This window comes from Natronorubrum thiooxidans (genome assembly GCF_900156475.1).
Lineage (GTDB): Archaea > Halobacteriota > Halobacteria > Halobacteriales > Natrialbaceae > Natronorubrum > Natronorubrum thiooxidans.
This window is the reverse complement of the sequence record NZ_FTNR01000010.1, coordinates 127,626-150,789: the sequence shown is the minus strand read 5'-3', so window position 1 is coordinate 150,789 and position 23,164 is coordinate 127,626. Positions and strand designations below refer to the sequence as shown.

The window sequence follows — 23,164 nt, the reverse complement described above, 5'->3', positions numbered from 1 at the left end:
CGAACACTCGCGTACACGACAAGAAATCCGTAATCGGCATCATCCGTCCTTGCCACCGCCTACGTCATGCTCCTACTTCAACGTGCAAAGCTGAGATTTTGAGAAAGCGCCCGAGGCGGGATTTGAACCCGCGTCACAACCGTGACAGGGTTGTATGATGGGCCACTACACCACCCGGGCTTCCTGCAACTCTTCCTTTCCCGGTGAACTTCTTAAGGCTTTCCAATCGAGGGCTCCGTGGTACGGTGAATCGGGACACGGCAGGGCTCTCGAGCACACTTATGTCATACACTAACGTGCTCCACAAGGAATTTAACTGATACTGGGCTATTGTCGAGTGTGATCGGCACCTCCGGTCAGGTTTGCCCGGCCGGGTAGCTGTTGCTCCCGATCGAGTTAGTAACCGTTAAATGCGTCCCGCCGGTATCTGCCTGTAGTATCTCGTGACAGCCGCTTCTTTCCCGATAGCCCACACGCACATCAATCCCAACACATGGTAGACGTAAGCCAACACGAACTCGTGCCGGAACACACCGTCCTCGAGGAAGACGTCCTCGAGGAGGTCCTTTCCGAGTACGACATCGACCGTACAGACCTGCCCAAAATCAAGCATACCGATGCCGCACTCCCGGACGACGCGGAGGTCGGTGACGTCATCAAGATCGTTCGGAACTCACGGACAACCGATCAGGCCGTTATTTATCGACTTGTGGTGGAATAAATGGCAATAGAACTCGACAGATCCAAACGACGCGACATTTCGCGCGAATACTTCTCGAAGGAACGCCTCGCCGAACACCACTATCGCTCGTTCAACGCCTTCCTCAACCGGGGGATGCAGGAGGTCGTCGACGAGAAGGAGACGATCGACACCGACATCGGTGACAAAGAAGGCGAAGAGCCGGTTCACGTCGAGCTCGGCGACGTTCGCGTTGTTACACCGCGTGTGCGCGAAGCCGACGGATCGGAGGAACTCCTCTACCCGCAGGAAGCGCGACTTCGTAACATCACCTACTCCGCACCCGTCTTCATGGAGATGTCCATCGTCAAAGGCGAGGAGGGCGACCAGCGGGTCGTCGACTCGACCGAGACGAAGATCGGTCGGATGCCGATCATGGTCGGCTCGGACAAGTGTAATATCGCCGGCTTCTCCGATGAAGAACTGATCGAAATCGGCGAAGACCCCGCCGACCCTGGCGGCTACTTCATCGTCAACGGCTCCGAGCGAGTCCTGATGACCAGCGAGGACCTCGCCCCGAACAAGATCCTCGCCGAGTACGACACCAAGTACGGCGACGAGATTCAGGTCGCCAAAACCTTCTCCCAGCGTCGTGGCTACCGTGCTCTGGTGCTGTGTGAGCGGACTCGTGACGGCCTCCTCGAGGTTTCGTTCCCCTCGGTGTCGGGTTCGATCGACTTCGTGACGCTCGTGCGTGCGCTTGGCCTCGAGAGCGACGAGGAGATCGTCCACAAGGTCTCGAACGACCCCGAGGTCGTCAAGTACATGCTCGAGAATCTGGAGGAAGCAGAGGTCCAGACCGAGGAAGAAGCGATCGAGACGCTCGGGAAACGCGTCGCCTCGGGACAGGGGAAAAACTACCAGCTCAAGCGCGCAAACTACGTCATCGACCGCTATCTCCTGCCCCACCTCCACGAGGACGGTGTCGAGGAGGAAGACGTCCGAATCAACAAGGCTCACTACCTCTGTCGGATGGCCGAGGCCTGTTTCGAACTCGCACTCAACCGACGGGAATCCGACGACAAGGACCACTACGCCAACAAGCGTCTGAAGGTCAGCGGCGACCTGATGAAAGACCTGTTCCGGACCGCGCTGAACAAACTCGCACGGGACGTGAAATACCAGCTCGAGCGAGCAAACATGCGGAACCGAAATCTATCGGTGTCGACGGTCGTGCGCTCGGACGTGCTGACGGAGCGACTCGAGCACCCGATCGCGACGGGGAACTGGGTCGGTGGCCGCTCCGGCGTGAGCCAGCTGGTCGACCGGACGGACTTCATGGGGGTTCTCTCCCACCTTCGACGACTGCGCAGTCCGCTCTCGCGCAGTCAGCCTCACTTCGAGGCACGGGACTTACACGCGACCCAGTGGGGTCGCATTTGTCCCTCCGAGACGCCTGAAGGACCGAACTGTGGGCTGGTGAAGAACTTCGCACAGGCGATGGAGCTCTCCCAGAACGTCGAAGACGAACAGGAACTCAAACGCGAACTGGCATCGATGGGCGTCGAGGGCATTCCGGGCCTCGAGGGCATCGAACGATCGACATCGACGGCAGACGACTAATACAATGAGCAGCCAACAACGAGAAGCCAAGGTCTACGTCAACGGGTCGCTGGTGGGAACACATCCCGACCCGCACGAGCTAGCCGAACAGATCCGCGAAGCACGACGCATCGGCGACGTCAGCGATATGGTCAACGTCTCGGTCAAAGATCGCACCCGCGAAGTGATCGTCAACGCCGACGCTGGCCGTGCACGGCGACCACTACTGGTCGTCGAGGACGGCGAACCCCGCATCTCCGACCAGGAGATCGAGGCGCTTCGACAGGGTGACCTCGAGTTCGAGGACCTCGTCAATCACGGCTATATCGAGTTTATCGACGCCGAAGAGGAAGAGGACATCTACGTCGCCGTCGACGAGGACGACCTCAACGAGCGACATACACACCTCGAGATCGACCCCTCCCTGATCTTCGGGATCGGTGCGGGGATGATTCCGTACCCAGAGCACAACGCCAGTCCGCGTATTACGATGGGTGCAGGGATGGTCAAACAGTCGCTCGGCCTTCCGAGTGCGAACTACCGTATTCGGCCGGACACGCGCCAGCACCTGCTGCACTACCCGCAGCTCTCGATGGTCAAGACCCAGACGACCGAACAGATCGGCTTCGACGACCGACCCGCCGCACAGAACTTCGTCGTCGCCGTGATGAGCTATGAAGGGTTCAACATCGAGGACGCGCTGGTGATGAACAAAGCCAGCGTCGAGCGCGCACTCGCTCGCTCGCACTTCTTCCGGACCTACGAGGGCGAGGAACGACGCTACCCCGGTGGACAGGAAGATCGCTTCGAAATCCCAAGCCAGGACGTTCGTGGTGCACGCGGCGAGGAAGCCTACGCACACCTGGACGAGGACGGCCTGGTCAACCCCGAAACGCGAGTCGACGAGAATTCCGTCTTGCTCGGGAAGACCTCGCCGCCACGATTCTTGGAAGAACCCGACGACATGGGTGGCCTCTCGCCACAGAAACGCCGCGAGACGTCGGTGACGATGCGCTCGGGCGAATCCGGCGTCGTCGACACCGTCACGCTGATGGAAGGCGAAGACGGCTCGAAGCTCTCGAAGGTCTCCGTGCGTGACGAACGGATCCCGGAACTCGGGGACAAGTTCGCGAGCCGACACGGCCAGAAGGGGGTCGTCGGCCACCTCGCACCACAGGAGGACATGCCGTTCACGCAGGATGGCGTCGTGCCCGACCTCGTGCTGAACCCACACGCACTGCCCTCGCGGATGACCGTCGGCCACATCCTCGAGATGATCGGCGGCAAACTCGGTGCGATGGAGGGCCGTCGTGTCGACGGGACGCCGTTCCTGGGCGAAGACGAGTCCGAACTCCGTGGCGGTCTGGAGGACGCCGGCTTCAACTCCGCGGGTAAGGAGGTCATGTACTCCGGGATCTCCGGCGAGAAGATCGAGGCCGAGATCTTCGTTGGGATCATTTTCTACCAGAAGCTCTACCACATGGTCTCGAACAAACTGCACGCCCGTTCGCGCGGGCCGGTGCAGGTGCTGACCCGCCAGCCAACGGAGGGACGTGCCCGCGAGGGCGGACTCCGTATCGGGGAGATGGAACGGGACGTGTTCATCGGCCACGGAGCCGCGATGACGCTGAAAGAACGACTGCTAGACGAGTCCGACCGCGAGTTCATCCACGTCTGTGGACAGTGTGGAATGAGCGCGGTCGAAAACGTCGAACAACGGCGTGTCTACTGTCCGAACTGCGACGAGGAGACCGATATCCACGAGATCGAGATGAGCTACGCCTTCAAGCTCCTGTTGGACGAAATGAAGGCGCTGGGTATCGCACCACGACTCGAACTGTCAGACGCCGTCTAAATCATGCAACACAGCACACCAAAAGACATCGGAGCGATCAACTTCGGGCTCATGGAGCCCGAGGAGTACCGGGAGATGAGCGCGACGAAGATCATCACCGCCGACACCTACGACGACGACGGCTTCCCCATCGACATGGGACTGATGGACCCCCGGCTCGGCGTGATCGACCCCGGCCTCGAATGTAAGACCTGCGGGCAACACTCGGGTTCGTGTAACGGGCACTTCGGCCACATCGAGCTGGCCGCACCCGTCATCCACGTCGGCTTTACAAAGCTCATTCGGCGGCTCCTGCGGGGGACCTGCCGAGAGTGTTCGAAGCTCCTGTTGACGGAGGACGAACGCGACGAGTTCCGTGCGGACATCACGGAATCGCGAAAGCTGAGCCGCGACTTAAACGACGTGACCAAGGCCGCGATCCGGCAGGCTCGCAAAAAAGATCGCTGTCCACACTGTGGTGAGATCCAGTACGACATCGATCACGAGAAGCCGACGACGTACTACGAGGTCCAGCAGGTGCTCACCAGCGAGTACTCCCAGCGCATCGCGGCGGCGATGCAGGGTGGCGAAGACGGCACACGGATGTCGCCGGACGAACTCGCCGAGGCAACCGAGATCGATCTCACCCGGGTCAACGAAATCCTGTCGGGCTCGTTCCGCCCCCGTGAGAGCCAGCGCAAAGCCATCGAGAAGGCGCTGGATATCGACCTCACCGAGGAGGACACGAACAAGCTGATGCCCTCCGATATCCGGGACTGGTTCGAGAACATTCCGGACGAGGACATCGAGGTACTCGGGATCAATCCCGAGCGCTCCCGACCGGAGTGGATGATCCTGACGGTACTGCCGGTTCCGCCCGTCACGGCTCGACCGTCGATCACGCTCGATAACGGCCAGCGCTCCGAAGACGACCTCACTCACAAACTGGTCGACATCATCCGGATCAACCAGCGGTTCATGGAGAACCGCGAGGCCGGTGCCCCACAGCTGATTATCGAGGACCTCTGGGAACTACTCCAGTACCACGTCACCACCTTCATGGACAACGAGATTTCGGGGACGCCACCGGCCCGACACCGCTCGGGACGGCCGCTCAAGACACTCTCCCAGCGACTCAAGGGTAAGGAAGGACGCTTCCGTGGCTCGCTGTCCGGAAAGCGTGTCAACTTCTCCGCCCGAACCGTCATCTCGCCGGACCCGACGCTGAGCCTCAACGAGGTCGGTGTTCCAGACCGCGTCGCAAAGGAGATGACCCAGACGATGAACGTCACCGAGCGCAATGTCGAGGAGGCTCGGCGGTTCGTCTCGAACGGGCCGGAGGGCCATCCCGGTGCAAACTACGTCCGCCGTCCGGACGGTCGACGACTCAAAGTCACCGAGAAGAACTGCGAGCAACTCGCCGAGAAAGTCGAGGCTGGCTGGGAGGTCAACCGCCACCTCACCGACGGCGACATCATCATCTTCAACCGGCAGCCGTCGCTGCACCGGATGTCGATCATGGCCCACGAGGTCGTGGTCATGCCGTACAAGACGTTCCGACTCAACACCGTCGTCTGTCCGCCGTACAACGCCGACTTCGACGGCGACGAGATGAACATGCACGCCCTCCAGAACGAGGAGGCCCGCGCCGAGGCGCGCGTGCTCATGCGTGTCCAAGAACAGATGCTCTCGCCGCGATTCGGGGAGAACATCATCGGGGCCATTCAGGACCACATCTCGGGGACGTACCTGCTTACCCACGACAACCCACGGTTCAACGAGACACAGGCACTCGACTTGCTCCGTGCGACGCGGATCGACGAACTGCCCGAACCGAGCGGAATCAACGACGAGGGCAAGCCGTTCTGGACCGGTTACGCCGTCTTCTCCGAACTGCTGCCCGACGATCTCGATCTCGAGTTCACCGGGACGATCGGCGAAGACGTCATCATCGAGGACGGACAGCTTCTCGAGGGTACTATCGCCGAGGACGAGGTCGGCGAGTTCGGCGGCGAAATCGTCGACACGATCACGAAGGTCTACGGCAACACGCGCGCCCGGGTCTTCGTCAACGAGGTTTCGACGCTCGCGATGCGGGCGATCATGCACTTCGGATTCTCGATCGGGATCGACGACGAGACCATCCCGGGAGAAGCCCAGGACCGCATCGACGAGACGATCGACGACGCCAACGACCGCGTCGAGGAACTCATCGAGGCCTACGAACGGGGCGAACTCGAGTCCCTGCCGGGGCGGACGATCGACGAGACCCTCGAAATGAAGATCATGCAGACGCTTTCGCGTGCCCGTGACAATGCGGGGAACATCGCGGACGAGCACTTCGAAGACGACAACCCCGCCGTCGTCATGGCAAACTCCGGCGCGCGTGGGTCGATGCTCAACCTGACCCAGATGGCCGGGGCCGTCGGCCAGCAGGCAGTTCGGGGCGAGCGAATCAACCGTGGCTACGAGGATCGAACCCTCAGCCACTACGAGCCAAATGACCTCTCGGCGGAAGCCCACGGCTTCGTCGAGAACTCCTATACCAGTGGCCTCACCCCACGGGAGTTCTTCTTCCACGCGATGGGGGGCCGCGAAGGACTGGTCGACACGGCAGTCCGAACCTCCAAGTCCGGTTACCTGCAGCGCCGGCTGATCAACGCGCTCTCGGAACTCGAAACCCAGTATGACGGCACGGTCCGGGACACCTCGGACACCATCGTCCAGTTCGAGTTCGGTGAGGACGGCACCTCGCCAGTCAAGGTGTCCTCCAGCGAGGACAACGACATCAACGTCGACGAAATCGCCACGAAGGTTCTCGACGAGGAGTTCGACTCCGAAGAGGAAAAGGAGGCGTTCTTCAGCAGAAAACCGGAGCCGACGAACCTCTCCGAGTATGCCGATAGTCGCGTTGTCGATGGAACGGAGGTGACCTCCGATGACTGAGGTCCACTACGACGTCACCGACGACATGATCGCCGTCGTCGAGGACACCGATCTCCCCCGCCGACTCAAGGACAACGTCTACGAGACACTCGAGGATCGCGGCGACGCAACCGTCGAGGACGCAGACGACCTCGCAAAGGCCGTCGAGAACCGATATCTCGATACCCGAGTCGATCCGCTTGACCCCGTCGGCACCGTCTCCGCCCAGTCGATCGGCGAACCCGGAACGCAGCTGACGATGAACACGTTCCACTACGCGGGTGTCGCAGAGATCGACGTGACCCAGGGGCTGCCCCGACTGATCGAACTGGTCGACGCCCGGAAGACCCCAGACACGCCGATGATGACCGTCTATCTCGAGGACGAGTACGCAACCGAACGCGAACACGCACACGAGGTCGTCTGGAACCTCGAGGCGACGAAGATCCTCGCGCTGGGTGACGTCTCGACGAACGTCGCGGACATGCGGGTCCAGATCTCGCTCAACGAGGACACACTCAAAGAGCGCATGATCACGCCCGAAGAGGTCGCCTCGATCATCGAGGACAACCTCGGCGTGAGCACGATCCAGCAGGGCACCCAGATTCAGTTCGGCCCCGAAGAGCCGTCCTACCGTGATCTGCTCCAGCTCGTCGAAGAGCTGCGTGACATCACGTTCAAAGGAATCGAAGAGATTTCCCGTGTCGTTATCCGGCGTGAGGAACTCGAGAGCGGCGAGGAGTTCGTCCTCTATACCGAAGGATCGGCCTTCGGTGACGCCCTCGAAATCGAGGGCGTCGATGCCTCGCGAACGACGTGTAACAACATCCACGAGATCCACCGCAACCTCGGTATCGAGGCTGCTCGAGAGACGATCATCGAGGAGACGAACAACACGCTCGCCGAGCAGGGACTCGACGACGTCAACGTTCGCCACCTGATGTTGGTCGCGGACATGATGAGCAACCGCGGCGAGATCGAGTCGATCGGTCGCCACGGCATCTCGGGCTCGAAGAAGTCCGTCCTGGCCCGTGCGGCGTTCGAGGTGACCGTCAACCACCTGCTCAACGCCGCGATCCATGGCGAAGTCGACGATCTGGACGGCGTCACGGAGAACGTGATCGTCGGCAAACCGATCAAGCTCGGCACCGGTGACGTCGATCTCCGGATGGGATCGACGAGCGCCGGCTCCGGCAGCAGTCAGGCCGACTGATCGATGGGCGTTACCCTCGACGACGACGCCCGCCAGTATCTCGCCGCGTTCGAGGAGATCACGGGTGTGAACGGACAGGACTGTCTGATCACCACGTCCGAATCAGGTGGCGACCGACTCCTCGTCGTCGTCTCGAGCGGGCGGATGAGCGAAGCGATCGGTCCCGGCGGACGCACTGTGCGACGCTACGAGGAGGAAGTCGGGAAGCCGGTCAAGCTCATCGAAGACGCCGACGATCCCGAGGCGTTCGTCGCGAACACACTCGCCCCAGCGGCAGTGTACAACGTCACGATCAGCGAAAACGACGATACGGTCGCCTACGTCGAAGTCGCAAACGCCGACCGCGGCGTCGCGATCGGGACGAACGGCCGGACGATCGAGGCCGCACGAACCCTCGTGGATCGTCACTTCGGGATCGACGACGTGCAACTGCTCTGATCGCTCCGACGCCGTTTTTGAGCACACTCCGCACACAATTGGGACCGCGCTCTGTTTTCGAAGCCGAACGCCGCTTCGATAGTTCTCACTCCACCGATCATGCAGTTCGGCTTCCTCGCGCCCGCCGAGGTGCGCTACGCCGTTCTCCGTCCGTAACTCGAGTAGCGAAACGCGCTCAGATTCGTCGAACGGGGTCCCTCGAGGACTCTCGGGGCGTAACGGCGACTCGAAACAGGGATGCTTAAGTGCCTTCGTCGGATAGCGATGGATACTATGGCAAACGGCAAGTATGCCGCGCGCAAGCTCAAGAAGGACCGCCAGAATCAGCGGTGGTCCGACTCTGACTACGCGCGCCGCGCCCGTGGACTTCGCGAGAAGTCCGACCCACTCGAGGGAGCCCCACAGGCTCGAGGGATTGTACTGGAAAAGGTCGGTATCGAGGCAAAACAGCCTAACTCGGCAATCCGGAAGTGTGTCCGAGTGCAGCTGATTAAAAACGGGAAACAGGTCACCGCCTTCTGTCCCGGTGACGGCGCAATTTCGTTCATCGACGAACACGACGAAGTCACCATCGCCGGAATCGGTGGGGCGAAGGGTCGTGCGATGGGTGACCTCTCCGGTGTCAACTACAAGGTTGACAAGGTCAACGGTGTTGCAATGAAAGAACTGGTTCGCGGAAACGCAGAGAAACCGGTGCGATAATTATGGCTGCAGAAGACCAACCCGACCCGGACGCCCCCGCAGGTGGCACGGACGTCGGCGCGAAGCTGTTCGGCACGTGGGAGATCGACGAGATCGCGTACAACGATCCCTCCACCGAACGCTACATTACGGTGACGCCGGTCGCCCACACGGCAGGTCGTCACGCCAGCAAACAGTTCAAAAAGTCCCAGATCTCGATCGTCGAGCGGTTCATCAACCGTCTCATGCAGACCGAAGAGAACACGGGCAAGAAACAGCAGACGCTCAACCACGTGCGTGATGCGTTCGAACTCGTCCACGAGCGCACCGACGAGAACCCGATTCAGGTACTCGTCACCGCCGTCGAGAACGCAGCACCACGCGAGGAGACCGTCCGCCTGAAATACGGTGGCATCTCGGTCCCCAAGGCCGTCGACGTCGCACCCCAGCGTCGTGTCGACCAGGCCCTGAAGTTCCTCGCCGAAGGCGTCTACAACGATTCGTTCAAGACTCCAACGCCCGTCGCAGAGGCTATCGCCAGCCAGCTTACCGGCGCGGCCAACTACGACGTCCAGACCTACGCGGTCAGTCAGAAAGAAGAAAAAGAGCGCGTCGCGGCAGCTGCACGCTAAGCTCTCGATTTTCTTTCGGTTTTTGCGACTCGAGAGCGCCAGCGCTGGCCACTCGAGTCAGGGACGTTATAGTTCGTGTGTCTTGATATCGGTACTCCAGCGGAGTTCTCCCTCGAGCAACACTGGGAACGTCTCGGTGTTGAGAAATTTCACGAGTTCTGCTGTTGTCACGGAACGCAAACAGACGTTTCCAAATGCTAAACGGTACGAATCGTCCGATTCTACAGCTATATTATACACACCTCCTAATTTTTGCGAGGAGGTTGTGTATACAGTCAATATAATATCGCTACTATCTCTATTTTGAATTATCGTCCCTACGGTCGGTAACCCCTGGTTCGTCTGTACAACTGATAATGCTCCATCACCGACAATGTGGTACTGCTGGTCACTCTCACCCACTTTTTGAAGCGTATCTAACGCGCCGTAGAGCGGAAAACCACGGTTCAATAAGCAAGCAATTGCACTCCCCGCAGTGACTGCGGTCTCGTTTTGCACCTCGCTGAACGTTACGATTCCACCGATAGCACCCGCTTCGATGAGACCGAGTCCCTGCTCGTAGGACTGACACGCGTTGAGAACGAACGCTTTCGTGCCAACTGTTTCGAGTTCCCTCGCATCTATCCACCCATCTGAACACCGAAACCCCTCTGGATCGATATGGCCAATATAATGAACGAAGTCACTTTCACTAGCGAAAACATCCTCGAAATCATCTGTTGTGAGGTCATAATGAACAGCGACATCCAGTGGGAGATCGTTTCGATCCTGATATGCGCTATGGACCGCCACGAACTCTTCGCTCATATCTGGATCATTACAGATTACTTCGATTTCGAGGTCACCATCCCGTGGTGATTGTGTAACGCTGTTTTGGAACGCCGATAGCGTTCCTGTGCCTGCTATTTCAGTTCTATTATCGTCTTTCCAGAATTGCTGAATATTCGATTGCTCACCGTCATATTCGGCCGTTATTTCATCGTTTCGAGTACTTATCTTCTGATCTGTACGATTCGTTTTTATATAGGGGTGGTTCCCAGTTGTTCGAACACGTGTCGGTGATGATCGAACCGGGTTGCTCGCGTCTTCACGGATTCTAACAGTTGCGAGTTTGTCGGCAAGGAATGGGAGATATTCGATCTGTTGTGCACGCGGCTTCAGCCGGGTCTCGAACTGCCACTCCGGAAGTTGTGATCGTATTGTATCAAATGGAACCTCGAGATAGGCCTCGAGCTGTTCGACTAGCCTTCGTCCATACAGGTCCTCAATATCAAACTTGAGCGCTGATTCGAGCGCCTGTCGCTCATACAGTGGAAGAGGGGTTTCCCCTTCCGTTCGGACGATACAATCAAGCAGAAAAATCTGTTTTAAGAGATGGGAAACGGTGACCTCAAATCCTTCTGTTCCTTCCAGTAGAACGGTATATCCTGTATCTGTAACAAGCTGTGGTGTTGACCCTGGAACGACCTCGACTGCGAGATAGTACGCAAGTGGTGCGACAACGAAAACATGTTGGAGAGTCGGTGGTACTTCGATCCGAATGCCCGTCTGTGGACGGGACAACGTGTGGGGAATATCCAGTTCATCAGACAATTCGATCGCTGGCGGATGACCACGAAGTGTCGGGTACGATCGTTCAGTTGCTGTGGTTTTCAATGCTGACCCGAACATTGAGACCGCTTGCATCATGTCTTCGGGATCCGAACTTGTTGTAATCGTTGCTGCTGGTGATGTATGATACGACCGTGCGCTAATGACTACCGAAGTCGTTTCTCCAAACGTGAGTTCTGTTTGGCCAATGCCCGCATGAACGTGGACTGCACTTTCAACAGAAACGTACACTTTTATTGGCCCAGAGAGGTCGAGAATGTATTTCGCTCGTGGGAGAGTCACGCTCTCGTTCGATTGAACTTCGGTGAGCAGTGGTCCAGTTGTCTTACGAACATATACAGAGTTGTCGCTTAGCAACTGAATGCTATCAGTCGTAATCTCCACGGTCGTATCCATCGGGTACGGTATTCGGTCATCAGCAACGGATGTAGGGGTAACTGGCGTATTTGTTTCAAGTCGATACCGTCGACGTTCGATCGGATCAATAATTACTAACCCGTCCTGAGTCGGCTTGAATTTTGGTTTCATCGGCGGCGAAAGTAGATCTAGAGGCTGATGGTTGTCAGCCCGTTTCTTATGCATTATTTGTGTATCGATAAAATATACGTTGTGGCCGTACTGCGATCACTACCGTATATGTATCCCAGTTGTCCCGTTTAATCCGCTCCCGGCTACATTTAATAGTACCTGCCAGAGGAATAGTAGTACGAGCTGTGTTGCTGAACTCTCCATCCCACCTGTTCGTTGTCCATCCAACACTCTCTCTAGGTGAACTGGATATCGACAGGTCTCGAGTCACGGTTGATGTTCACTGGGCTGATTTTGATCGATCTATTCTCGAGCAGATCGACAATAAGTATGATCTACTCCTTCTCGACTGGGGTCTCGAGACACCGGATGCTCGTGGGGTACTCGATGCGTTCGAACAGAACGCCCCAGACACGCAGATTCTCGTCCTCTCCGAAGACGTTCCATCGGACGACCCCGCCGATCGTGGTGCCAATGAACTCCTTGTCGGACCGCACTCAGAGGAGACGCTGTCCTCGACGATCGAACGGCTCCTTCTGCAACAAGCCTACGAGGAGGCGATGAACGAGTTTTTCAGGTTGTCGACCGAGCGAGCACTGCTCGAGAGCGAACTGCAGTCCGGCGTTGATGCTACTGATCGGTACCAATCCATTGTCTGCAACCTCTATGAGTCTCGAAAACAAGCAGCCGCAATTCGCGACGAACTCTCGAGTGATGGGTTCGATCAGACACTACGGCAGTTGCTCGATAGGTAAGAAAGAACTCGAGTAGTGTTCCGCTATCGTAACAGCTGAACGTGTAGCAGACCCAACACAGGACCGTCGTTCAATATGTGACGTTTCCTGACGGCCAGTGGCTACGATACACCCTTTATTCGTCCGTTCGTGGAGGGGAGACGTCTCCTTACCCTTTCGAACGGTTTCTTTGTACCATAAGCCTACTATCTATTTATATGTTATATTAAAATAAATTTATATTATCGCGGCAGTATGTCTAAGATGGACCATGGACGAACTAACCGACTACCTGAAGAACCACCCACGAATGATCGGCGCACTGTTTACGATCCTGCTGGTGCTGTCACAAGCAGGAACTGCTGCGGCAACTAATTACAATTTCGCTGGGCCGTAATTCACGCTAACTTTTCAACATCGATATCGTCGCTCCATCGGATTTCGCCATTAATAAGCACCGAAACTTTATCCAAGCTGAATAGTTCTCGGAGTTGTGACTTTGTCACCGGAATACGTTCGGTTTTACCGGGTATTACGTAATATGTTTCAATACTGTCTATCCCCGGTGTGTATACACCACCCTTCCCCGCATTAACAGAAGTATACGCATACATATTGACCCAGATGTGATCTTCATCGGTTGTGACCGAACACACGTTTGGCGATCCCATTTTTGACTGTGCAATTGTTATCATCCCGTCCCCGACGATGTGATACTGTTGCCCGACCACGCTTTTCTTTCGAGCGAGTTCCACCGCTGCATACAGTGGATACCCTCGATTCAACAACCGTGCGACCGTGCCACCAACACGTACTGCTCCGCTATTGACGACATCGTCGAGTGTCACGATCCCGCCAATGCTACCGGCTTCGATGAGGTGGAGACCCTGATCGTGTGATTGACAGCCGTTGAGTAGAAACGCCTTCGCACCGGACGTCTCGAGCAGCGATGCATCTACCGTTCCATCCGAACACTGCAGTCCGTCGTCATCGATATGTCCGATAAAGTGGAGAAAGTCGGTTTCGGACGCTAACACGTCCTCGAGTTCGTCCGTCGACAGTTCGTAATGGACCGACACGTCGAACGGGAGTTCCTCGCGAGTTCCATAGACGCCGTCTATCGCCTCGAGTTCATCCCACATCTCCGAGTCATTACAGACGACCTCGATTTCGATCGGGTCTGCTCTGGGCTGGCGGCCGATGTTATTGTGAAACGCTGACAGCGGCGTTTTACTCGTGATTTGTGCTGACTCACTACTCTCCCAGCACTGTTCTATCGTTGGTATCGACGCCCGCTCGTTCGGATTCGATGTCGTCTCCATGCCACGGACGGAACTAGCATTTCGGACGAAATCCCCTCGGACAAACTCCTCGATTGCCTGTGTCTGTTCTCGTGTCGACACCGCAGACTGGGTCTCCGTGTCCTGTATGCGGATGCTCGAGAGGCTGTTGGCGACGAAGGGGAGAAACTCGACGCCGTTCGGATCCGGTTGTACTCGCGTTTCGAGACTCCAGTCTGGAAAATGCTGGTTGACGGTTTGAAACGGAACGTCGCGGAGATACGTCTCGAGTTGGTCGGGGAGGGAGAGTTCGTACACGCGCCCGAGATCGAACTCGAGGGCCGGTTCGATCGCTTCTCGCTCGTGTAAGGGCAGGGGTGTCGTCCCTTCGGTGCGGACGATACAATCGAGAAAGAAGATGTGTTTGAGCACTCGCTCGACGGTGTCCTCGAAACACGGCTTTTCGCCGAGCGGATACGTAAAGCCGGTCTCAGTAACGAGTCGTGGCGTCGAACCGGGCACGACGTCGGCACCGAGATAGTATGCAAGCGGTGCGACGACGAACACGTGGCGGAGTGTTTGTGGGATTTCGATCCGAATCCCGGTTGCTGGGGCATTGAACCGCGACGGAATCGTCAACGCATCACCGAGCTCGAGTTGGGGAGGGTGGCCACGAAGTGTCGGATACGACCGTTCGGGAGTCGTGGTCTTCAGCGCCGACCCGAACGCCGAGATCGCCTGCATCATGTCGGTCGGGTCCGCTGTCGTCGTGATCGTCCCTGCTGGACGCCGATGGTAGGATCTGGCCCCGAGTTGCACGGCCGTCGATCCATCGAGGGAGACGTAGGTCCGGTCAGCGTCGGAGTAGATTTGCACCGAGCTTTCGAGGCGAGCATACACCTTGAGCGGGCCGGATAAGTCGAGTACGTACTGCTCCCGTGGAAATGACGCCTGCTCGCTGGGGCGTACTTCTTCGACCATCGAGCCGTCGTGTTCGCGGACGTAGATGGTGTTGCTCGTCGGTAGCGTAAGCATCTCTGCCGAGAGGTCGACGGCAGCATCCACTGGATACGGAATTCGATCTGTTTCGGCTGGCTCGAGCGAGACCGGCCCATACGTTGTGAGGTGATACCGGTGGCGCTCGATCGGGTCGACGATTTCTAGACCGTTCTGAGTCGGCTCGAACGTTGGTTTCATGGGGTCGGGGGGAGGGTTGGGGACAGTTGCAGGCGGTCGTCAGGGAACGGGCCAGTCGTAACTCGAGCAGCTACGCGACGTTATAATCGGTCGACGGAAACCCACCCGGATCGGAGTTCGCCGTCGTTGATCGACCACCGTTCCTGACAGACATCGTTTTGCTCTCGAAGTTCGATGACGATATCGAACAGTGGTGCCAGTATCGAGGCAACGTCCGAGTCGCGGTCCATGGGGAGATGGTAGTGGATCATCCCCCCAGTATCGTGGACCCGACCGTTGGTCAGGTGGAGAAATTTGAAGACGCGTTCAGTGCCGTACTCCTCGAGTAACGGGACCAACGAATCGACACCGATACGGAGCTCTGCGGGTGCAAGCCCGTTTGCCTGCACTTCGAACTCCTCGATCGCACGCGAGATAGCGATCCCGAGGTCGGAGAGCGTGGTCGTCGTGATCGGCGACTCGTCGATCGACGGTGTGATGGGCTCCATCGCGCTCGAGTCGGCATCGCTCGTGGCAACACTGCGAGCCTGCGTCGCGTAGCGAACGTGTGTCAGTGTCTCCGAGGGACCGGAATCAGATCCGAGGAGATCGGAAACGTCGTGGCCGTTGCCGGTCGTCGAGACCAGCACACGCCGTCGTGACTGGGCGGTTGTCTGTCCCAGCAGTCGACGGGAGATGTCCCGACGCTGAGCGGCCCGAACAGACCCGGTGATGAGGACGCTGGCTCCCTGTTGTTTCAGTCGGGAGAGTGCCTCGGTGAACCGCTCCTCGTCCGACTCGCCCCCCAGATCCTTTCGCGAAAGCATTACTATATGTTATTGACACAGAGGGGTCAAACATTAAATGTTCGGGCCGAACGGGAGCGAGGTGTTCAGACGGAGTTCGCTGATCGTCAGTCTGCCGCAGGACCCTCGCCACCGACGTACGCGCGGGTCGCATCGACCAGGATCTGTCGATAGGTACTCGAGTCGGGGTCACAAGCGAGTTCTCGGAACCGTCGTTTGAATCCCTCGAAATCGACGTCGGGAGCGTCCATCGCGGCCGCGTGTGCGAGGTCGTAGAGCCGATGATCCTCCTCGACGAGATCGTGGCGTTCGGCCAGCGCCAGCGCGAACGCTGCGTTGACCGCCGTAATCTCGGGATCAGCACTCGCGGAGAGACGCTCGAGGCCTGATCGGGAGGGTGTATTTGGGCGGTCGGCAAGCGCCATCGCGAGGCTGGACTCGAGAAAGGAGAGGAGTTTCTGACCGGGGCCGACGGCGAGCGTGATGTCGTCGGCGTAGATGTCTTTCATGTGATTGGCGATCTGGTAGCAGTGTGAGAGCTTACGCCGTTCGACGCGCTTGCCGGCCAGCGCGAGATAGAGGACTTCTTCCGTCGACTGGATGTGTGAGGGGTGTTCTTGCTCGTGTCTGGCCATATGGGCGAACTCGTGGAGGGCGAGCTCGCGAGCCATCGCGCTCGAGGCGGCCTGCTGGGAGATGTTGAGGACGTGGCGGTCGTCGTGGTGGCCGGCCCAGGTCCGTTCGTCCGGGTCGTCCCGAAGCTGGACGTAGACGGGCAGCGACAGGTCGTGTTCGGTTTCGAAGAGATCTCGTGCGCTGAGAAACGGAGACGTGGGGCCGGGGCCCTGTATTCGGAGATCCATGCGTATCAATACCAAGTCCTGTGAGTGTATGGCTGTTACGCCCGCGTTCGGTGGCCACGACTCGCGTCGTCGTTCACCGAGGTCTATTGCGAGGCATTCACTCACGCAAGTTGGAAATTCCGGCGTGAAAACCGGGAAATTCGACGGATTCGCTCGAGGACGAAACACTACCCTTTTGACCCCGCTACCGGTAACAGGGAGTATATGGGCCGACGCAAGAAGATCGTCCAAGAGTGTGAACGGCTGATGGGCGAACCGGAGAACATCCGGAACATCGCCATCGCCGCTCACGTCGACCACGGTAAAACAACCCTTTCTGACAACCTCCTCGCTGGTGCTGGCATGATCTCGGATGATACTGCCGGTGAACAGCTTGCGATGGACACGGAAGAAGACGAGCAGGAACGTGGGATCACCATCGACGCGGCAAACGTGTCGATGACCCACGAGTACGAGGGAACCAACCACCTCATCAACCTCATCGACACGCCGGGCCACGTCGACTTCGGTGGCGACGTCACGCGTGCGATGCGTGCTGTGGACGGCGCACTCGTCGTCGTCGACGCCGTCGAAGGGGCCATGCCCCAGACCGAGACGGTGCTGCGACAGGCACTGCGCGAAGGTGTCAAGCCGACGCTGTTCATCAACAAAGTCGACCGCCTGATCTCGGAGCTCCAGGAAGGGCCCCAAGAGATGCAGGAGCGACTGCTTGCGGTCATCCACGACGTCAACGAACTGATCCGTGGCATGACCGAGGAGATGGACGACATCGACGACTGGACGGTCTCCGTCGAAGACGGAACCGTTGGCTTCGGATCTGCCCTCTACAAGTGGGGTGTTTCGATGCCGTCGATGCAGCGCACCGGCATGGACTTCGGTGAGATCATGGAACTCGAGCAGTCGGACAACCGCCAGGAACTCCACGAGCGGACGCCCCTGTCGGACGTCGTCCTCGACATGGTCTGTGAGCACTTCCCGAACCCTGTCGACGCACAGCCTCGTCGTGTGCCACGCATCTGGCGTGGTGACGCCGAGTCCGACCTCGCCGAGGAGATGCGTCTCGTCGACGAAGACGGCGAAGTCGTCTTCATGGTCACCGACATCGCGATGGACCCCCACGCGGGCGAAGTCGCCTCCGGTCGTGTCTTCTCGGGCTCCCTCGAGAAGGGCCAGGAGCTGTACGTTTCGGGCACCGCGGGCAAAAACCGCGTCCAGTCCGTCGGGATCTACATGGGTGGCGAGCGCGAGGAAGTCGATCACGTTCCGGCCGGGAACATCGCAGCCGTCACCGGCCTGCGCGACGCCATCGCCGGTTCGACCGTCTCGAGTGTCGAGATGACGCCGTTCGAGTCGATCGAACACATCTCGGAGCCGGTCATCACGAAGAGCGTGGAGGCCCAGACGATGGACGACCTGCCAAAGCTCATCGAAACGCTGCGCCAGGTCTCGAAAGAAGACCCCACGATCCAGATTACGATCAACGAGGACACCGGTGAGCACCTGATCTCCGGGCAGGGTGAGCTTCACCTCGAGGTCATCACCCAGCGTATCGAAAAGAACCAGGGCATCCCGGTCAACACCGGTGAGCCGATCGTTGTCTACCGCGAGGCTATCGACCGTCCGAGCGACGAGGTCGAGGGTATCTCGCCAAACCGCCACAACCGCTTCTACATCTCCGCCGAGCCACTCGGCGAGGAGATCGTCGAGACGATTCGGATGGGCGAGGCATCGATGGACATGCCCGAACTCGAGCGCCGTGAAGCGCTCCAGGACGCCGGCATGGATAAGGACGACTCCCAGGTCGTCGAGCACATCCACGGGACGAACATCCTGCTCGACCAGACCAAGGGTATCCAGCACCTAAACGAGACGATGGAGCTGTTCATCGAGGGACTCGAGGAAGCCCTCGACAACGGTCCGCTCGCGAACGAGCCGGTCCAGGGTGTACTTGTCCGTCTGCACGACGCACGACTCCACGAGGACACCATCCACCGTGGTCCCGCACAGGTCATCCCGGCCACGCGTGAGGCCGTCCACAAGTCGCTGATCGACGGACAGATCAAGATGATGGAGCCGATGCAGGACGTCCGTATCGACGTACCAAACGACCACATGGGCGCCGCCTCCGGCGAGATTCAGGGTCGACGTGGCCGCGTCGACGACATGTACCAGGAAGGTGACCTCATGGTCGTCGAGGGTATCGCACCCGTCGACGAGATGATCGGGTTCGCAAGCGACATCCGCTCTGCGACCGAGGGCCGTGCCTCCTGGAACACTGAGAACGCCGGCTTCGAGTTCATGTCCAAATCCCTCCAGCGCGATAAGATCATGGAGATCCGCGAGCGCAAGGGAATGAAGCTCGAGCTCCCGCCAAGTATCGACTACATCTAATCAGTCGATTCGACGGGCTCGAGCCCGTCAGTATGCTGTTGTTGCCGTTTTCTTTCGACGTCGAGACGCGAGCGACAGCGTCCTGGAGGCGATCCTGTTCAAATAGTCAGAACAGTGACCGGACCACACACGACAGCCACCCACTGAGCGGTGGTAATCCGATCAGTTGCTGTAGATTTTGAAGAGAGTTGTGAGGACACCGCTTTCGTACGGAGCCAACGCTAGCTGGTGAGTCGATGGGGGAGTTACTCTCGTTCGCCGGCACCCAGCGCCGCCTCGCCGACTTTCTCGTGGCCCTCGATGACTTCTTTCCCGCCCATGTACGGCCGCAGGGCTTCGGGAATCGTCACCGTGCCGTCGTCGTTCTGGTAGTACTCGAGGATCGCCACCATCACGCGCGGGAGCGCGAGCCCGGAGGCGTTCAGGGTGTGGAGGTACTCGGCCGATTCGTGGCGCTCGGGTCGGTAGCGCAGGCCGGCACGGCGGGCCTGGAAGTCCTCGAAGTTCGACGCGCTCGAGACCTCGAGCCAGCGGCCGCCTTCCTCGGGGCCGTCCTCGAGATCGTCACCGGGGGCCCAGACCTCGATGTCGTAGGTTTTTGCGCTCGCGAAGGTCAGATCGCCGGTACAGAGTTCGAGAATGCGGTAGGGAAGGCCGAGCTCTCTGAGGACGGCTTCGGCTTCCGAGAGCAGGTTCTCGAGGCGGTCGTAGCTGTCCTCGGGTTCGACGAAGTTGACGAGTTCGACCTTGTTGAACTGGTGGACGCGGACGATGCCGCGCGTCTCGGTGCCGTGCTCGCCGGCCTCACGCCGGAAGTTCGGCGTGTACGCCTGGTGTTTGAGCGGGAGGTCGTCTTTCAGGAGGATCTCGTCGGCGTACATGTTGGTGACCGGCACCTCCGCGGTTGGACAGAGCCAGAGGTCGTCGTCGTCGTACTCAGCTTCGTTTGTGCCGCCCAGTCGGTAGGCGTCGTCGGCGAACTTCGGCAACTGTCCGGTCCCGCGCATCGCCTCGCTCTTGACGGGAATCGGTGGGAAGAGGTCGACGTACCCCTGCTCGCGGTGAAGGTCCATCATGAACTGGATCAGCGCGTGTTCCAGCTGTGCGCCCGCTCCTTTGAGGAAGTAATAGCCCGAGCCGGTCGTCTTCGCGGCGCGCTCCTCGTCGATTATGTCCAGTTCCTCGCCGAGGTCGTAGTGGGGTGTGACCTCTGCGGGCAGCTCACGCAAGTCGTCGAACCCCCAGCGCCGGTCCTCGACGTTGTGGCGCTCGTCGAGTCCCAGCGGCACGCTCTCGTGGGGGATCTGTGGCACTTCGAGGAGTCGCTGCTCGAGGTCGGCTTTGAGGTCGGCGGCCTCGCTCTCGACGTCGTCGATCTCGGCTTTGAGCTCTTTCGAGCGGGCGATCGCCTCCTCGCGTTCCTCGTCTTTGCCTGCGGCGACGAGTTTGCCGATCTGTTTGGTGATCTGGTTGCGCTCGTGGCGCAGGTCGTCGCCGCGGGCTTTCAGCTCCCGCCAGCGGTCGTCGATCTCGAGGAGTTCATCGAGGTCAACGTCGGCACCTCGATTGTCGAGTGCATCGCGCACCGTTTCGGCGTTGTCGCGCAGATAGGTCCGGTCGAGCATTGCTGAAGTCTTCTTTGTGCCCGTCCAAAACCGTGTCGGAAGGCTGCCTCGAGGCGACTGTGGTGGTCACGATCACGCCCCGAACGGCTGTTCATCCCTGCCCTCGCAGGAAACGTTTTTTCGACAGGGAACCGTGTTCGACGTATGGACCCGCTCGAGGGCGAAGCGTCGTCGGTATCGGTCGAGTACGAGCCCGTCAGTGTCAAGGACGTACTCGTCGAGATGAAAGACACGGCGGAGTTGCTCATCGACCTCTCCTATTCTGCAGTGCTCCACCGCAACGCGGACCTCGCACACGAGGTGCTTCGGCTCGAACAGCGGATGGACGTCCTCGAGCTTCGGGCGCGAATGAGCCTCATGATGGCCGTTCGCAAGCCCGACGACGCCGAGGAACTCGCCCCCGTGTTGGGGATCGTCGCCGCGACCGACGAGATCAGCGACGCCGCCGGCGATATCGCGAAAATCGTGCTCGAGGAGATGGGGCTGCCGGACGCTATGCGCGCGGCACTGCCTGAAGCCGCCGAAACGCTCGTTCGGGGCGTCGTCGATTCGGACTCGGCGTACGCGGACCGAACCCTCGCGGATATCGACCTCGAGTCCGAAACGGGGGTTCGTGTGATCGCACTCCGGCGTGGTGACGACTGGCTGCTCAATCCCGGTCCGACAACGACTGTCGAATCGGACGACGTCGCACTGCTCCGAGGGCCCGATATGGCAATCGGCGAGGTCTTCGAGGAACTGACTGGCGACAGCTACGAGACGCCGACCGTCGAGGACCCCGGGATCGAGGATTTAGAGCGAGCAGTGGACACGATCATCCACATGAAGAACCTCTCGGAGCTGGCGGTCGATCTGGCCTACAGCAGCGTGCTGTTCGACAGCGCGAAGTTGGCTGAAGAGGTCCGGAATCTGGAAATCGAGGTTGATGCGTTGCAGTCGCGTTTCGAAGCCTGGACGCTCCGAGCGGCCGCCGATGCGGAGGATCCAGTGGCGCTCCGGGGACTCATTCGGCTTGGCACCAGTACGGAGGTTATCAGCGACGCGGCGATCGACATCAGCGAGGGTGTACTCCGGGATATCGACGTTCACCCGGTCGTTCAGCTGGCGGTGCAAGAAAGCGACGAGATCATCACGCGCGTTGAGGTTGAATCGGGGAGCGAACTCGACGGCACTGCGATAATAAACGGTGTCCCCGACGTCGAGTCGACGATGTCGGTGATCGCCATCCGCCGACCCGACGAGGGCTGGCTGCTGGTTGCTGACTCCAGTGCCGACCTTCGGGGCGGCGACGTGCTCATCTCGAAAGGGACGCGGACGGCTGCGGCAGCGTTCGAAGAGCTAGCCCAGCCCTGACCGGCCGCCGACGCGGGTCGCTGTTTTGGCTTGGCATCGGTTAGCCGGCGAACTCGAGCAAGATACCGACGAGCTCGAGGTAGACGAACGCCCCAAGGACGACAACGATGATCGCGAGGGCGAGCGGCAGGAGCGTGTGTTTGGGTTCTTGGATCCGTCTCGTTCGAAGGAGTTCGATCATGGGTGCGCTCGCCTCGCTTGTGTCACAGGCTGGTGGTGTCGATTGCGGTCGTGGGCCGGTTCAGACGACATATACAGTTCGCCACCGTGGCAACACTTGAAACTCAGTCAGACAGCCGACAGACGCGGCGATGACGGCAGGTTCGAACGTCGTGCTGGAGATTACAATCCGAGTCCCAGTGTGACGGCCCCCCAGGCAGCGCCGATCGCTGCAAGCGAGAGCGCGAGATTGGCCCCCGCGTTCGCGACAGCGAGCAGTCGATCGCCGCGTTCGTACAGCTGGACGGTTTCGACGGAAAACGACGAAAACGTCGTCAATGAACCACAGAAACCGGTGCCGACGAGTTGGATCGTCGACTCGCCGATGCCCACGAACACCGCGAGTCCGAAGCCGAAACTGCCGACGACGTTGACGGCCAGTGTCGGCCACGGAAACCGCTCGCTCGAGAAGCGACGATAGACCCAGTGGCGGCCGATCGCACCGATCGCACCGCCGGTGCCGACGATATGAGCAGGTTCGGGGTCGAACGTGACGACGCCGACAGTGTCGCTGCCGACCAGCGCCAGGCCGACGAGAACGATCTCAAGGATGTGGCTGGCCACGATCGACTCG

Annotated in this window: 19 protein-coding genes and 1 tRNA gene; 12 read left to right on the top strand and 8 right to left on the bottom strand. The window is 59.3% G+C overall.

Features of this window, described 5'->3' with window-relative positions; genetic code table 11:
• Window positions 1-107: 107 nt before the first annotated feature.
• A tRNA-Asp gene (locus BW940_RS14300) sits at window positions 108-180 on the bottom strand.
• Between the two features lie 313 nt (window positions 181-493).
• On the opposite strand from BW940_RS14300, the gene BW940_RS14295 reads away from it, so the two are divergent.
• From BW940_RS14295 to BW940_RS14260, 8 genes are all read left to right on the top strand, one after another.
• Complete coding sequence (locus tag BW940_RS14295; RefSeq protein ID WP_076609893.1) at window positions 494-721, top strand: DNA-directed RNA polymerase subunit H; 228 nt, start codon at window positions 494-496, stop codon at window positions 719-721.
• Window positions 722-2,302 carry a DNA-directed RNA polymerase subunit B'' gene (locus BW940_RS14290; protein WP_076609892.1) on the top strand — a complete coding sequence of 527 codons (1,581 nt, stop codon included), beginning with the start codon at window positions 722-724 and terminating at the stop codon, window positions 2,300-2,302. It begins immediately after the preceding gene.
• A gap of 4 nt (window positions 2,303-2,306) precedes the next feature.
• A complete protein-coding gene (gene rpoB / locus BW940_RS14285) occupies window positions 2,307-4,136 on the top strand; it encodes a DNA-directed RNA polymerase subunit B (protein ID WP_076609891.1) in 1,830 nt (609 codons plus the stop codon).
• Between the two features lie 3 nt (window positions 4,137-4,139).
• Window positions 4,140-7,061, top strand: a complete 2,922-nt coding sequence (locus BW940_RS14280) for a DNA-directed RNA polymerase subunit A' (protein ID WP_076609890.1) — start codon at window positions 4,140-4,142, stop codon at window positions 7,059-7,061.
• Entirely contained in the window at window positions 7,054-8,253 is a 1,200-nt protein-coding gene (rpoA2, locus tag BW940_RS14275) for a DNA-directed RNA polymerase subunit A'' (RefSeq protein WP_076609889.1), read from the top strand. The genes BW940_RS14280 and rpoA2 overlap by 8 nt, the downstream gene beginning before the upstream one ends.
• A 3-nt stretch (window positions 8,254-8,256) precedes the next feature.
• The gene (locus BW940_RS14270; protein ID WP_076609888.1) at window positions 8,257-8,691 is read left to right on the top strand and encodes a NusA-like transcription termination signal-binding factor; all 435 of its coding nucleotides are present in this window, start codon (window positions 8,257-8,259) and stop codon (window positions 8,689-8,691) included.
• A 273-nt stretch (window positions 8,692-8,964) separates the two neighbouring features.
• Window positions 8,965-9,393 (top strand): 30S ribosomal protein S12, encoded by a 429-nt coding sequence (locus BW940_RS14265; RefSeq protein WP_049951550.1) that lies wholly within the window; start codon window positions 8,965-8,967, stop codon window positions 9,391-9,393.
• A 2-nt stretch (window positions 9,394-9,395) separates the two neighbouring features.
• Complete coding sequence (locus BW940_RS14260; RefSeq protein ID WP_076609887.1) at window positions 9,396-10,004, top strand: 30S ribosomal protein S7; 609 nt, start codon at window positions 9,396-9,398, stop codon at window positions 10,002-10,004.
• Window positions 10,005-10,070: 66 nt separating this feature from the next.
• Here BW940_RS14260 and BW940_RS14255 read toward each other — a convergent pair whose 3' ends face one another.
• Window positions 10,071-12,011, bottom strand: coding sequence for a hypothetical protein (locus tag BW940_RS14255; RefSeq protein ID WP_235847811.1), 1,941 nt, complete (start codon window positions 12,009-12,011; stop codon window positions 10,071-10,073).
• Window positions 12,012-12,328: 317 nt separating this feature from the next.
• Between BW940_RS14255 and BW940_RS14250 the strand changes: the two genes are divergently transcribed.
• Window positions 12,329-12,898, top strand: a complete 570-nt coding sequence (locus tag BW940_RS14250) for a HalX domain-containing protein (RefSeq protein WP_076609886.1) — start codon at window positions 12,329-12,331, stop codon at window positions 12,896-12,898.
• Window positions 12,899-13,148: 250 nt separating this feature from the next.
• Window positions 13,149-13,274, top strand: a complete 126-nt coding sequence (locus BW940_RS22370) for a DUF7503 family protein (protein WP_268875547.1) — start codon at window positions 13,149-13,151, stop codon at window positions 13,272-13,274.
• Window position 13,275: 1 nt separating this feature from the next.
• On the opposite strand, the gene BW940_RS14245 is transcribed toward BW940_RS22370, so the two are convergent.
• The 3 genes from BW940_RS14245 to BW940_RS14235 form a co-directional block, all read right to left on the bottom strand.
• The gene (locus tag BW940_RS14245) at window positions 13,276-15,354 is read right to left on the bottom strand and encodes a hypothetical protein (protein WP_076609885.1); all 2,079 of its coding nucleotides are present in this window, start codon (window positions 15,352-15,354) and stop codon (window positions 13,276-13,278) included.
• Between the two features lie 80 nt (window positions 15,355-15,434).
• Complete coding sequence (locus BW940_RS14240; protein ID WP_076609884.1) at window positions 15,435-16,160, bottom strand: DUF7504 family protein; 726 nt, start codon at window positions 16,158-16,160, stop codon at window positions 15,435-15,437.
• 86 nt (window positions 16,161-16,246) lie between these two features.
• Entirely contained in the window at window positions 16,247-17,002 is a 756-nt protein-coding gene (locus BW940_RS14235) for a DUF5781 family protein (protein WP_076609883.1), read from the bottom strand.
• A gap of 204 nt (window positions 17,003-17,206) precedes the next feature.
• Between BW940_RS14235 and BW940_RS14230 the strand changes: the two genes are divergently transcribed.
• Window positions 17,207-19,393 carry an elongation factor EF-2 gene (locus BW940_RS14230; protein ID WP_076609882.1) on the top strand — a complete coding sequence of 729 codons (2,187 nt, stop codon included), beginning with the start codon at window positions 17,207-17,209 and terminating at the stop codon, window positions 19,391-19,393.
• A gap of 245 nt (window positions 19,394-19,638) precedes the next feature.
• On the opposite strand, the gene serS is transcribed toward BW940_RS14230, so the two are convergent.
• Entirely contained in the window at window positions 19,639-21,018 is a 1,380-nt protein-coding gene (gene serS / locus BW940_RS14225; RefSeq protein ID WP_076609881.1) for a serine--tRNA ligase, read from the bottom strand.
• 144 nt (window positions 21,019-21,162) lie between these two features.
• On the opposite strand from serS, the gene BW940_RS14220 reads away from it, so the two are divergent.
• A complete protein-coding gene (locus BW940_RS14220; protein WP_076609880.1) occupies window positions 21,163-22,371 on the top strand; it encodes a potassium channel family protein in 1,209 nt (402 codons plus the stop codon).
• A 40-nt stretch (window positions 22,372-22,411) separates the two neighbouring features.
• Here BW940_RS14220 and BW940_RS21850 read toward each other — a convergent pair whose 3' ends face one another.
• A complete protein-coding gene (locus BW940_RS21850) occupies window positions 22,412-22,552 on the bottom strand; it encodes a hypothetical protein (protein WP_173834894.1) in 141 nt (46 codons plus the stop codon).
• 161 nt (window positions 22,553-22,713) lie between these two features.
• Entirely contained in the window at window positions 22,714-23,133 is a 420-nt protein-coding gene (locus BW940_RS14215) for a fluoride efflux transporter FluC (protein WP_235847812.1), read from the bottom strand.
• Window positions 23,134-23,164 lie beyond the last annotated feature (31 nt).